The following is a 12,753-nucleotide window of genomic DNA, read 5'->3' as shown; positions in this document are numbered from 1 at the left end:
CGCCGTGGTGCTGGAGTGGTGCCGGCGCCGTCGTGGTGCTGACGCCGTCGTACTCGTCGTCCTGCTTCGCCGTACTCAGAGATGCGGCAGGATCGCCGGCATCAGGTCCTGGAACGTACGGCCGTTGGCCGGGTTGCCGAGGGCCGTCATCTGCCAGCCCGCGCCCGCGCGGTGCACCTTCGCCATGATCTGCGCGGTGTACTGGCCACCGCCGTCCAGCGTGTAGCGCGCCAGCTCCTGGCCGTTGGTCTCGTCCACGATGCGGCAGAAGGCGTTCTGCACCTCCTGGAACGTCTGGCCGGTGAACGAGTTCACCGTGAAGACGATCTGGTCGATATGGACCGGGACCCGCTGGAGGTCGACCAGGATCGCCTCGTCGTCGCCGCCCTGTCCCGCGCCGCCGACCAGATTGTCACCGGTGTGCCGCACCGAGCCGTCGTCACTGACGAGATGACGGAAGAAGACCACGTCGACCGGCTGCTTGTCGGCGAAGAGCACCGCCGACGCGTCCAGGTCGATCTCACGGGTGCGGGAGCCGAACAGGCCCCGGCGCGGCGCGGCCTGCCAGCCGAGCCCCATGCGGACCGCGGTCAGCGTGCCGCCGCCCTTCTTCTCCAGGCTGATGGCCTGTCCCTTGGTCAGATTGACGCCAGGGCCCCCGGGCGCACTGCCCTTGGATACGTCCACCACGCGCTGTCCCCTCTCGAATGGTTCCCCCGCAACCGTCCGTATGCGGTTGCGCAGCACCCTACGCAGTCGCGCGGGCGGTGCAGGAGGCTTGGACCGTTTTTGTGTCGGTCTTGCAACACACCAGGTGTTCCGGGGTGTCAGGCCAGCCCCGCCTCCCTCATCTGCCGCAATTCCTTCTTCAGTTCACTCACTTCGTCGCGCAGCCGGGCGGCCACCTCGAACTGGAGCTCTGCCGCCGCGGCCCGCATACGGTCGGTCATCTCCTCGATGATTCCGGCCAGTTCGGCGGCGGGACGGTCGGAGAGCACCGCGGTCTTCGCACCCGCGCCCTTGGCGCCCTTGGCTGCCTTGGCGGTCTTCGTACCGAGCGTGGGCACGGCGGCCTTGGGCGACCGGCCGTCCTTCGACTGCCGGTAGCCCGTGCCGAGCAGCGCCTCGGTGTCGATCTCCTCGCGCGCGATGGTCGCGACGATGTCGTTGATCTTCTTGCGGAGCGGCTGGGGATCGATACCGCGCTCGGTGTTGTACGCGATCTGCTTCTCGCGGCGGCGGTTGGTCTCGTCGATGGCCTTCTCCATCGCCGGAGTGATCTTGTCCGCGTACATATGGACCTGGCCGGAGACATTGCGCGCGGCCCGGCCGATGGTCTGGATCAGCGAGGTGCCGGAGCGCAGGAAGCCCTCCTTGTCGGCGTCGAGGATCGCCACCAGCGAGACCTCCGGGAGGTCGAGGCCCTCACGGAGGAGGTTGATTCCGACGAGGACGTCGTACTCCCCGGAGCGCAGCTCGCGCAGCAGCTCGACACGGCGCAGGGTGTCCACATCGCTGTGCAGATACCGCACCTGGATGCCCAGCTCCAGGAAGTAGTCGGTGAGATCCTCGGCCATCTTCTTGGTGAGCGTGGTCACCAGGACACGCTCGTCCTTCGCGGTCCGCTCACGGATCTCGTGCACCAGGTCGTCGATCTGGCCCTCGGTGGGCTTGACGACGACCTCCGGGTCGATCAGCCCGGTGGGCCGGATGATCTGCTCCACGAACCCGTCGGAGCGGGACAGCTCATAGGTGCCGGGCGTGGCGGAGAGATAGACGGTCTGGTCGATCCGCTGCTGGAACTCCTCCCACTTCAGCGGGCGGTTGTCGAGCGCGGACGGCAGCCGGAAACCATGCTCGACCAGGGTCCGCTTACGGGACGCGTCGCCCTCGTACATCGCACCGATCTGCGGCACCGTGACATGTGACTCGTCAATGACCAGCAGGAAGTCCTCGGGGAAGTAGTCGATGAGGGTGTTGGGCGCGGTGCCCGGCGAGCGGTCGTCGAAGTGCATCGAGTAGTTCTCGATCCCGGAGCAGGAACCGATCTGCCGCATCATCTCGATGTCGTACGTCGTGCGCATACGCAGCCGCTGGGACTCCAGGAGCTTGCCCTGCTTGTCCAGCTCGGCCAGACGCTCCTCCAGCTCCCGCTCGATGCCGTTGACCGCCTTCTCCATACGCTCGGGACCGGCCACATAGTGGCTCGCGGGGAAGACGTACAGCTCGCGGTCGTCGCTGATGACCTCGCCGGTGAGCGGATGCAGCGTGGAGAGCGCCTCGATCTCGTCGCCGAACATCTCGATACGGACGGCCAGCTCCTCGTAGACCGGGAAGATCTCGATGGTGTCGCCCCGGACCCGGAAGGTGCCGCGCGCGAACGCCACGTCATTGCGCGTGTACTGCATGTCCACGAAGCGGCGCAGGAGCTGGTCCCGGTCGGTCTCGGCGCCGACCTTCAGCGGCACCATCCGGTCCACGTACTCCTGGGGCGTACCGAGACCGTAGATGCAGGAGACCGAGGCGACCACGATCACATCGCGCCTGGTCAGCAGCGAGTTCGTCGCGGAGTGGCGCAGCCGCTCGACCTCCTCGTTGATCGAGGAGTCCTTCTCGATATAGGTGTCCGACTGCGGGACGTACGCCTCGGGCTGGTAGTAGTCGTAGTACGAGACGAAGTACTCGACGGCGTTGTTGGGCAGCAGCTCGCGGAACTCGTTGGCGAGCTGGGCGGCGAGCGTCTTGTTCGGCGCCATCACCAGCGTGGGGCGCTGAAGCTTCTCGATCATCCAGGCGGTCGTCGCCGACTTTCCCGTGCCGGTCGCGCCGAGCAGGACGACATCCTTCTCACCGGCGCGGACACGCCGTTCGAGATCGGCGATGGCCGTCGGCTGATCGCCGCTGGGCTGGTAGGGACTGACGACCTCGAAGGGCGCCACCGTACGTTCGATGCTGGAAACGGGCCGCATGGAACCACCGTACGACCACCCACTGACAGCCGGGCGCCGGGCGACACCGGATCACCGGCCGGTCACCAGTCGTGCAGGTCCTGCGGGCCGCTGCGCGGCGCTCTGGCGGCCGTACGGTCGGCCTCCTCACGGCGGTCCCGGTCCGCGCGGAGCCGGGTCCGCTGCGCGGGCACACCGCCCAGCCCACGGGACCCGCAGAGCCCGCGCGTGGCCCCCGCGGACCGGGCGGGCCGGGCGGATCGCAGGTGGCCCTCGTGACGGTCCATGTCCCGGCCGCGCCCGCCCGTCACCAGCAGCGGATCGAAGAACAGCGCCACGCCCGCCAGCAGCAGAAAGACCGCAGGGCCGATCAGCATCGGCACGAGCAGCTCGGTGGCCGGCGCGCCGCCCGGCGCGGTGGTGGTTCCGTCGAGATGGACCTCGACTCCGGCCATCGCCGTGAAGTGCATTCCGGTCGACGCGACACCCAGCACCAGACTGGCGCCCAGACTGGCCGAAAATCCTCGGTGCGTGGCGATCACCCAGAGCCCGGCCACGGACGCGGCGACGGCGATCAGTACGGAGAGCGCGACCGTCCCGGTGTCGTAGGTGACCTGTCCGTGCAGCCGTACGCCGGCCATGCCGAGATAGTGCATGGTGGCGATGCCGAGGCCGGTGACCGTACCGCCGGTGACCAGGGCCATCGGGGTCGAGCCGCGATATCCCACTATGAAGATCCCGATCCCGGTCATGACGATCCCGACGACAAGGCTGGCGAAGGTCGTGAACCGGTCGTAGCCGATCGGCGCCTCGGTGACGGCGAAGCCCATCATGCCGATGAAGTGCATCGTCCAGACGCCGGAGCCGATCGAGGCCGCGCCCAGCGCCAGCCCGCCCGGTTTCCAGGGCCGCCTGGTGCGCAGGGATCTCGCGGTGCAGCGCAGGCCGAGTGCCGCCCCGAGACAGGCCATGAGAAAGGCCGCCACGGGAGTGACGAGGCCATAGCTGAATCCTTCGACGGTGCCCTGCATACGGTGTGCCCTTCGCCCCTCGGCCCCATGTACGGAAGCGCTGGTTCGGGGCGAGAGTAGGACGGCCGGCCCGGTAATCAAACAGGCACCGGACGATTTGTCGATATGAAGCCGATATGAAGCCGACATGCGGCGACACGGAGCGGCACGGCCTCGCGGTCCGGTATGCCTGTCTCGGGGTGTGGCTTCATGTTGTGGCCAACCTTCGCCCGTCCTCCGTTGGCCGGAGGCTGCCACCCTCGGGGCCGACCGTCTTCCCGCGACGCGAGGAGTCCATGTGTACGCGCGCACTTCGGCGGCGACGCGCACCTCGTCGACCACGGCCACCGCGCTGCTGGGAGTCACCGCGCTCATGCTGCCGGGCGCCGCCACGGCCTCCGCCGGTCCGGCCGAGGCCCGCGCCGCCACTGCCACCGCTACGGCCACTGCCACCGCCACTTCAGCCGCCTCTACCGCTGCCGCCGCCACCGCTGACGCGCCCAGGGCCGGCGGCCCGCTCGTCATCGCGCACCGCGGTGCCTCGGCGTACGCGCCGGAGAACACCCTGGCGGCCGTCGACCGGGCCGGTGACCTGGGCATCGACTGGGTGGAGAACGATGTGCAGCGCACCAGGGACGGCGCTCTGGTCGTGATCCACGACGACACTCTCCGGCGGACCACGGACGTCGAGAAGGTCTTTCCCGACCGGGCGCCGTGGAAGGTCAAGGACTTCACCGCCGCCGAGATCGCGCGGCTGGACGCGGGAAGCTGGTTCGGCGCGCGGTGGGCGGGCGAGCGCGTACCAACGCTGAAGCAGTTCCTGAACACCGTCGACGCCAACCGTCAGAAGCTGCTCCTGGAGATCAAGGGCCCCGAGCAGTATCCGGGCATCGAGAAGGACATCCTGCGGGTGCTCCGCCAGGAGGGCTGGCTGGACCGCGCCCATGTCGAGGAGAAGCTGGTCATCCAGAGCTTCAGCGCGGACAGCGTCCGTACGGTCCACCAGCGGCGCCCCGAGATCACGACGGGCTTCCTCGGCACACCGGCGGCGGCCGAGCTGCCCGCGTACGCCGCCTTCACGGACCAGATCAATCCGTCGTACACCTCGCTGACCGCCGGCTATGTGGCCGCCGTGCACCGGCTGAAGGGCCCGCACGGCAAGCCGCTCACGGTCAGCACCTGGACGGTCAACGACGCGGCGGGCGCGGTGCGGGTCAGGGACCTCGGTGTGGACGGGATCATCACCAACAACCCGGACGTAGTGCGGGACGCGGTGGGCTGAGGCCCGCTGTCAGTGGTGGCCCTTACGGTGGTCGACATGAACACCCGCATGAACACTTACGGGCAGTCCTCGCTGGAGTGGACCGTCGTGGGCAGCGACATCGGGCCGCTGCTGCTGGCCGCGACCGGCCATGGTCTGGTGAGCGTGGTCTTCCACGCCGACGGGCCGGTACGGGAGAGGGCGCTGAGACAGCTCAGGGACCGGCTCGGCGTCGAGCCGGCCGAATCGTCGTCGGGCCTGCTGGCAGAGGCGATACGTGAGCTGTCGGCGTATTTCGCGGGCGAGCTGCGGGAGTTCGGGCTGCCGCTGGACTGGTCGCTCTCCGGAGGCTTCAACCGGCAGGTGCTGCGCGAGCTGGCGACGGGTGTCCCGTACGGAGCCGTGGTGGGGTACGGCGAGCTGGCACGCCGGGTGGGCCAGCCGGGCGCCGCGCAGGCGGTCGGCGTGGCGATGGGCTCCAATCCGCTGCCGGTGGTGGTGCCGTGTCACCGGGTGGTGGAGAGCGACGGCGGGCTCGGCGGTTTCGGCGGCGGGCTGGAGACCAAGCGACAGTTGCTGGCCCTGGAGGGTGTGCTCCCGGCGCCGCTGTTCTGAGCCCGGGCGGCTGTTCTGAGCCCGGGCGAGAGAGCGAGAATTGTACGACTTTACCGTCACTTGTCCGCTTTCCCTGCCGGGCTTAGGCTGATTTGTGGAGCACCACCGCGCGTACAGCCCGGCGGAAACCGTGCGAGGCGCAGTACGTCCGGCCCCGCCGACCGGGCGGATTTCCGTGTCCGCACACACCGTGGCCGGACCGCCTGAGCGGTAGCGGACTCCATGACCCGCGCACAGGCCGAGTCATCCGCTGGACAAGCAGAACCGAAGGGACGGCGAGTCAGCATGAGCGGAGGAAACAAGGCGGTCGCATACATCAAGCCGGGCGAGGTGGAAGTCAGGGAAACCGACTACCCAGTGCTCGAACTTCGCGACGGGCCGGGAGTGGCTCCCGCCAATGTCGGCCGCAAGTGCCGGCACGGAGTCATCCTCAAGGTCCTCGCCACCAACATATGCGGCAGCGACCAGCACATGGTACGAGGCCGTACAACGGCCCCCGAAGGTCTGATCCTCGGTCACGAGATCACCGGCGAGGTCATCGAGAAGGGACCCGATGTCGAGTTCATCGACACCGGTGACATCGTCTCGGTGCCCTTCAACATCGCCTGCGGGCGCTGCCGGAACTGCAAGGAGCGCAAGACCGGAATCTGTCTGAACGTCAATCCGGCCCGTCCGGGCGCGGCATACGGCTATGTCGACATGGGCGGCTGGGTCGGTGGCCAGGCGGAGTACGTCATGGTGCCGTACGCGGACTTCAATCTGCTCAAGTTCCCCGACCGGGACGCGGCACGCGAGAAGCTCCTCGATCTGACGATGCTCTCGGACATCTTCCCGACCGGCTTCCACGGTGCCGTGACCGCGGGCACGGAGGTCGGCTCCACGGTGTACATCGCGGGCGCGGGACCCGTCGGACTGGCGGCCGCGGCTTCGGCGCAGCTCCTCGGCGCGTCGGTCGTCATCGTCGGCGACCTCAACACCCAACGGCTGGACCAGGCCCGCAGCTTCGGCTGTGAGACCGTCGATCTGACGCTGGGTTCGCTGGAGGACCACATAGCCCAGATCCTGGGTGTGCCGGAGGTCGACTCGGCGGTCGACGCGGTCGGCTTCGAGGCGCGCGCCTACGGCAAGGACACCGACGAGGCACCGGCAACCGTCCTCAACTCCCTGATGAACATCGTCAGGGCGGGCGGCAAGCTGGGTATCCCGGGGCTGTATGTCACCGAGGACCCGCGCGGTGTCGACCAGGACGCCAAGTCCGGCACGCTGAAGGTACGGCTGGGCCTCGGCTGGGCGAAGAGCCATGAGTTCACGACCGGTCAGTGCCCGGTGATGAAGTACCACCGAGGCCTCTCGGAGGCGATCCTGCACGACAAGGTGCATATCGCGAAGGCGGTCAACGCCACGGTGATCTCGCTGGACGACGCGACGCGCGGATACGCGGAGTTCGACCAGGGAGCGAGCCGCAAGTATGTGTTCAATCCGCACGGCGCACTGGACGGAGTGAAGGCCGCCTGATGCCGCAGGTGTCATACGGCTGAGGTCACAGGCCGGATCCGACCGTCCCGCGCGGACGCGATTCCGGACACGATCGCCGACCGGCTTTCCCGCCGGCCGGCGATTCCGTACCAGGTCCACGATTCCGTGGCCGACGTTTGCGCGGGCCCCGGACGTGCCATGGATGGGTACATGCCAGACATCACATCGCAGCACTCCCCCGAGGTGCGGGAGGCGCTCGCCGCGGGCCGTCCCGTGGTCGCCCTGGAGTCCACGATCATCGCGCATGGACTGCCGCGCCCGCGCAATCTGGCGGTCGCGGAGGAGCTGGAGGCGCTGGTGCGGGCCGGCGGCGCCGTGCCCGCGACCGTGGCCGTGCTGGACGGCGTGCCTCATGTGGGCTTGGTCAAGGACCAGTTGGAACGGATCGCCGAGGACACGTCCGTACGGAAGCTGGGCCACCGTGATCTGGCACCGGCGATCGCGGCGGGCGCCAGCGGTGCGACGACCGTGTCCGCCACCGCGTTTCTCGCCGCGAGGGCCGGGATCCGGATCTTCGCTACGGGCGGTCTGGGCGGAGTCCACCGCGGCTGGACCGAGACCCAGGACGAGTCGGCCGATCTGGCACTGCTGGCCAGGACCCGGATCACGGTCGTCTGCGCGGGCGTCAAATCGATCCTGGACGTCCCGGCGACGCTCCAGCGGCTGGAGACGCTGGGCGTCAGCATCCTGGGCTACGGGACGGAACGTTTCCCCGGCTTCTATCTGGCCTCTTCCGGCGAGCCGGTCGACTGGACGGTCCATTCGCCCGAGGAGGTCGCGGCCGTGATGCGCGCACAGGACGCGCTGGGCGGTCCCGAGTCGGCGCTGATCGTCGCCAATCCCGTACCGGAGGCGGAACAGCTCGATCCGGCGCTGCACGACCGGGTGCTCGCGGAGGCGCTCACCGAGTGTCATGAGCGCGGGATCGGCGGCCAGGCCGTCACTCCGTTCCTGCTGGACCATCTCATGCGGCAGACCGCGGGCGCCTCCCTGGAGGCCAATCTGGCGGCGGTACGCGGCAACGTACGGCTCGCGGCCCGGATCGCCGTGGCGCGGATCGCCTCGGCCCGGTGAACCACAGCGCTCTGCCCGGCGGCGGCGCGCTGCTGGTGGTCGGGGACGTGGTGACCGATGTGGTGGCGCGGTACCGCACACCTCTCGCGCACGGTACGGACACGGCCGCCGAGATCCGTACGCTGCCCGGCGGCGCCGGGGCCAACGCGGCCTGCTGGGCCGTCCACAGCGGGTGCGCGGACGTAAGGCTGCTGGCGCGGGTGGGTGCAGACGCCCATGACTGGCATGCGGAGCGGCTGCGACGGGCAGGGGTACGGGCACATCTCGTCATCGATGACAAGGTGCCGACCGCCACGGTGATATGCCTGGTCGACGCCTCCGCGGAGCGCACACTTCTCACCGACAGCGGCGCGACGCTGCGGCTGTCACCCGCCGACTGGTCACCGTCCCTCCTCGACGGGATCGGACGGCTGCATCTCTCCGGCTATCTCTTCTTCACCGAGGTGAGCCGACGGCTCGCCGCCCTCGCGATGGCGGCGGCCCTGGAGCGGAGGATTCCGGTGAGCGTGGATCCCGCCTCGGCCGGCTTTATCGAGGAGCTGGGCGCGGACCGTTTTCTGGCGGCGGTGGAGGGCGTGGAGACGCTGCTGCCCAACGTGGACGAGGCCAGGCTCCTGACCGGACTGACGGATCCGGCGGACGCCGCCGCCGAGCTGAGCAGGCGGGTGCCGGTGGCGGTGGTCACGCTGGGCAGGGACGGCGCTCTGGTGGCGGAGGCGGGCGCCGTCCGTGCCCATGTACCACCCGTCCCGGCGCGCGCCGTGGACTCGACGGGAGCGGGCGACGCCTTCACGGGCGCGTTCCTGGCGGCGCGGCTGACGGGCGCGGACCTCGTGCGGGCCGCCGCTGCGGGCTGCCGGGCGGGAGCACGCGCGGTGACGACGGTGGGCGGACGACCACCGGACGGACCGTAGCCACGGCCGTCGTCGGCACACGGGCCGGGACGCGTGAAAGCCAGTACGTCCATACGGTCGTGGCGCCCGCTCGCCGGTCAGTCGCCGTCAGCCCAGCCCGCCCCAGGCCGGATGCCTGGGATCGTCGGCCCGTACGACCACATCGGCGACCGCGGCCGGGTCCACCTCGTCCTCGTACCGCGCGAAGGCGGGCAGCGTCCAGAGTTCGCCCGCGTCGGTACGGCGCCGGAGCGCGCCCGGTGAGAGCCGCAGATGCACCGTGAGGTCGAACGGGAACCAGTGCCCCAGCAGCAGCGGCCCGTGCAGCACCAGCACACCGCCGGGCGCGAGTCGACGGTGCGGGCTGCGCGTCGCCCGGTCGGTGGCCGGGTCCCAGAGATCGGGCAGGACCCGCCCGCTGCCGCCCGGTTCCAGAGGTCCGAACACCTCGCGCCAGAGGGCGCCGGTGTCGAACCAGCCGCTGTAGTACGTGTCGGGGTCCTCGCGCCCGTACTCGTACCGCAGCGAGGCCGGGCGCAGAAAGCCGGCGGTACCGACGACCAGCACCGACCGGCCGCGTATCCGCAACGCCTCGGCGAGCGCCTCGGCCGGTCCGGCGGTTCCGGCGGCAGGCGCTCCGTCGACAGCCACGCGCAACCAGGGCCCGCCGTCCGCCGGCTCCGTCTCCAGGATCCGCTCGGCGAGGGCCTCGGTCAGCCGGTCCCAGGTGATCGCTTCGAGTCGCACCCGTTCATCATCGTTCAGGCGTTCAGCCGTTCAGACGGCGGCTCACAGGCCCGTAACCCAGGCCTATGACTCACCCACCCGTGGCTCAGATCCATGACCGGTGACTCACAGACCCATGACCGGAAGGCTCTGCTCCGCCCAGATCGTCTTTCCGCCGACGCCCTGGCGCGTGCCCCAGCTCTGGGTGAGCTGGGCCACCAGCAGCAGTCCGCGGCCTCCCTCGTCGAAGACACGGGCACGGCGCAGATGCGGCGCGGTGTTGCTGCCGTCGGAGACCTCGCAGATGAGGCTGCGGTCATGGATCAGCCGGAGCTGGATGGGCGCCTCGGCGTACCGGATGGCGTTGGTGACGAGTTCGCTGACCACCAGCTCCGTGGTGAAGACGGCCTCGTCGAGGCCCCAGTCGGCGAGCTGGGCCGAAACCTCGCCCCGTGCCTCGCTGACCACGGCCGGGTCGCAGTTCAGCTCCCAGGTGACCACCTGGTTCGCGTCGAGCGCGTGCGTACGGGCGAGGAGCAGCGCTACATCGTCGGCCGGGTGAGGCGGGAGCAGCGCCTTGAGCACGCTGTCGCAGATCTCCTCCAGAGGCGCGGTGGGCTGGGACAGGGCCTCGCTCAGCGCGGCCAGCGTCTCGTCGATGCCGCGCTCGCGCCTCTCGATCAGACCGTTGGTGTAGAGGGCGAGAATGCTGCCTTCCGCCAGATCCACATCGACGCTCTCGAAGGGCAGATTGCCCAGCCCGAGCGGCGGTCCCGCGGGCAGGTCGAGGAATTCGACGGCTCCGTCGGGACTGACCACCGCGGGCTGGGGATGTCCCGCGCGGGCCAGCGAGCAGTGCCGGGAGACCGGATCGTAGACCGCATACAGACAGGTGGCACCGACGTCCCCGGCGGATTCCGCCGTTATGGGCGCGCCCACGACCTGGCCGCTCGCCGCTTCGGTGGCGAGATGGTTGACGAGGTCGTCGAGATGGGTGAGCAGTTCGTCGGGCGGCAGATCGACATCGGCCAGCGTACGCACCGCCGTCCGCAGCCGGCCCATCGTGGCCGACGCCTGGAGGCCATGGCCGACGACATCGCCCACGACCAGGGCGACCCGGGAGCTGGACAGCGGGATCACATCGAACCAGTCGCCTCCCACTCCGGCCCTGGTGTCGGCGGGGAGATAGCGGAAGGCGACCTCGGCCGCCGCGTTCTCGGGCAGTTTCCTGGGCAGCAGGCTGCGCTGGAGAGTCAGTGCCGTTTCACGTTCGTGGGTGAAGCGGCGGGCGTTGTCGATGCAGACGGCGGCCCTGGCCGTGATCTCCTCGGCGAGGAGCAGATCCTCCTGTTCGAAGGACTCGGGACGCCGGTGCCGGGTGAAGGTCGCCACACCGAGAGTGGTTCCGCGGGCGCGCAGAGGAACGGCCATCATCGAGTGGAAGCCGAACTCGCGCGCCTTGGCGGCCCGCTCGGGTGCCTGGATCCTCCAGCGGTTGGTGGCGGGCTCCGTCATCCTGCTCACGACTCCGCGCGCGGTGAGCAGGCTCTCGGCGGCGGGTGAGTAGTCGGAGTAGACATCCGTCTCACCCACCGGGACCACGGACTCGGGAACACCCTCGAAGACCGAGCTGCACGCGGCGCGGCGCAGCGTGACCCGGCCGGTCAACGGTCCTGACGGCGGCTCGCCGCCCTCATTGACCGTGGGGATCAGATCCACGGTCACGAAATCGGCCAGGACCGGGACGGACACGTCGGTGAGCTCCTGCGCGGTACGGCCGATGTCGAGGGTGCTGCCGATACGGACGCTGGCCTCGTTGACCAGAAGCAGCCGCTGCCGGGCCGTGTGCTGCGAGGTCACGTCGTGTGTCGCCACCATCACACCTCGCACCCGCTCCTCATGGTCCCGGAGCGGCGAGATGGAGAGCGACCAGGCGAGTTCGTGTTCATGGCCCACCATGCGCAGGGAGTACGCGAGCTGCCGCGGTACGCCGGTCTCCAGCGCCAGCCGCATATGACGCTCGGTGTTCTCGGACTCCGGGCCGGGCACGATCTCCGGCAGCCGCAGTCCGCGTACGTCGTCCTCGGCCAGGCCCAGCAGGCGCTCCATGTCCTCGTTCGCGCAGCGCAGCCGCAGATGGGTGTCGTAGATCGCCATCTTGCACGGGGACTGGACGAAGAACTCCTCGATCAGCTCGCCGTCCTCGGTGCACGGCGGGGGACGGGAGAGCGGAGAGACGAGGAGCCACTCGGCGTCGGCACGGCTCGCGGCGGAGGCCTCGGGGGCCTCGGTGCCGGTGGAGGTGTCGGTGTCGGTGGAAGCCTGGAGATCAGGCGTTGTCCGTAGATGCGCCAGCAGTGGTACGTCCACCTGCTCACCGTCCCGGTGCAGCAGCGTGACCGTACCGCTCCATCTGCCCAGCGCCTCCGGGCTCCGCCGCGCCTCCTCCGCCGCCCGCGCGGCCGACTCCGCGGTCTCCGCGTCGGCGAACAGCCCGGCCACGGGCCGTCCCACGACCTCGGCAGGCGCGTAACCCAGCAGCCTGCGGGCTCCCTCACTCCACCGCGTCACCATGCCCTGGGCATCGACAGCGGCCTTCGCCGTGGACGACTCGTCCACGAAGACATTCGATCGGACGGACTGTTCCTCGTGCTCGGTGTCCGGCCGAATCATGGCCATTCATCTCACCC

General features: G+C 69.6%; 10 protein-coding genes. 5 read left to right on the top strand and 5 right to left on the bottom strand.

Annotated features, from left to right (window positions below):
• Positions 1–75 precede the first annotated feature (75 nt).
• The 3 genes from ACFV6H_RS13760 to ACFV6H_RS13750 all read right to left on the bottom strand — a co-directional run bounded on the left by ACFV6H_RS13760 (position 76) and on the right by ACFV6H_RS13750 (position 3,979).
• Complete coding sequence (locus ACFV6H_RS13760) at positions 76–642, bottom strand: TerD family protein (protein ID WP_066950473.1); 567 nt, start codon at positions 640–642, stop codon at positions 76–78.
• Between the two features lie 185 nt (positions 643–827).
• A complete protein-coding gene (gene uvrB, locus ACFV6H_RS13755) occupies positions 828–2,969 on the bottom strand; it encodes an excinuclease ABC subunit UvrB (protein WP_385541354.1) in 2,142 nt (713 codons plus the stop codon).
• A gap of 62 nt (positions 2,970–3,031) precedes the next feature.
• On the bottom strand, positions 3,032–3,979 hold the full coding sequence (locus ACFV6H_RS13750; protein WP_385541352.1) for an MHYT domain-containing protein: 948 nt from the start codon (positions 3,977–3,979) through the stop codon (positions 3,032–3,034).
• Between the two features lie 352 nt (positions 3,980–4,331).
• Between ACFV6H_RS13750 and ACFV6H_RS13745 the strand changes: the two genes are divergently transcribed.
• From ACFV6H_RS13745 to ACFV6H_RS13725, 5 genes are all read left to right on the top strand, one after another.
• Positions 4,332–5,240, top strand: a complete 909-nt coding sequence (locus tag ACFV6H_RS13745; RefSeq protein ID WP_385541618.1) for a glycerophosphodiester phosphodiesterase — start codon at positions 4,332–4,334, stop codon at positions 5,238–5,240.
• 36 nt (positions 5,241–5,276) lie between these two features.
• Positions 5,277–5,834, top strand: a complete 558-nt coding sequence (locus ACFV6H_RS13740; RefSeq protein ID WP_385541350.1) for a methylated-DNA--[protein]-cysteine S-methyltransferase — start codon at positions 5,277–5,279, stop codon at positions 5,832–5,834.
• 285 nt (positions 5,835–6,119) lie between these two features.
• On the top strand, positions 6,120–7,349 hold the full coding sequence (fdhA, locus tag ACFV6H_RS13735) for a formaldehyde dehydrogenase, glutathione-independent (RefSeq protein WP_093595005.1): 1,230 nt from the start codon (positions 6,120–6,122) through the stop codon (positions 7,347–7,349).
• Between the two features lie 171 nt (positions 7,350–7,520).
• Positions 7,521–8,444 (top strand): pseudouridine-5'-phosphate glycosidase, encoded by a 924-nt coding sequence (locus ACFV6H_RS13730; RefSeq protein WP_385541348.1) that lies wholly within the window; start codon positions 7,521–7,523, stop codon positions 8,442–8,444.
• Positions 8,441–9,358, top strand: a complete 918-nt coding sequence (locus ACFV6H_RS13725; protein WP_385541346.1) for a carbohydrate kinase family protein — start codon at positions 8,441–8,443, stop codon at positions 9,356–9,358. Before ACFV6H_RS13730 ends, ACFV6H_RS13725 begins: the two co-directional genes overlap by 4 nt.
• Positions 9,359–9,445: 87 nt before the next feature.
• Here the strand turns inward: ACFV6H_RS13725 and ACFV6H_RS13720 are convergent, their stop codons facing one another.
• Positions 9,446–10,084, bottom strand: a complete 639-nt coding sequence (locus ACFV6H_RS13720) for a uridine kinase (RefSeq protein ID WP_385541344.1) — start codon at positions 10,082–10,084, stop codon at positions 9,446–9,448.
• Between the two features lie 105 nt (positions 10,085–10,189).
• Entirely contained in the window at positions 10,190–12,736 is a 2,547-nt protein-coding gene (locus ACFV6H_RS13715; RefSeq protein ID WP_385541616.1) for a SpoIIE family protein phosphatase, read from the bottom strand.
• Positions 12,737–12,753: the final 17 nt, after the last annotated feature.

Source organism: Streptomyces sp. NPDC059743 (assembly GCF_042732975.1).
GTDB lineage: Bacteria > Actinomycetota > Actinomycetes > Streptomycetales > Streptomycetaceae > Streptomyces.
Note: the sequence above shows the minus strand (reverse complement) of the source record. Positions and strands in the feature narration are given on the sequence as shown.

Coding starts and splice junctions, on each gene's coding strand:
- uvrB (WP_385541354.1), bottom strand. CDS start 2,969: ATGCGGCCCGTTTCCAGCATCGAACGTACGGTGGCGCCCTTCGAGGTC.
- ACFV6H_RS13750 (WP_385541352.1), bottom strand. CDS start 3,979: ATGCAGGGCACCGTCGAAGGATTCAGCTATGGCCTCGTCACTCCCGTG.
- ACFV6H_RS13745 (WP_385541618.1), top strand. CDS start 4,332: ATGCTGCCGGGCGCCGCCACGGCCTCCGCCGGTCCGGCCGAGGCCCGC.
- ACFV6H_RS13740 (WP_385541350.1), top strand. CDS start 5,277: ATGAACACCCGCATGAACACTTACGGGCAGTCCTCGCTGGAGTGGACC.
- fdhA (WP_093595005.1), top strand. CDS start 6,120: ATGAGCGGAGGAAACAAGGCGGTCGCATACATCAAGCCGGGCGAGGTG.
- ACFV6H_RS13730 (WP_385541348.1), top strand. CDS start 7,521: ATGCCAGACATCACATCGCAGCACTCCCCCGAGGTGCGGGAGGCGCTC.
- ACFV6H_RS13715 (WP_385541616.1), bottom strand. CDS start 12,736: ATGATTCGGCCGGACACCGAGCACGAGGAACAGTCCGTCCGATCGAAT.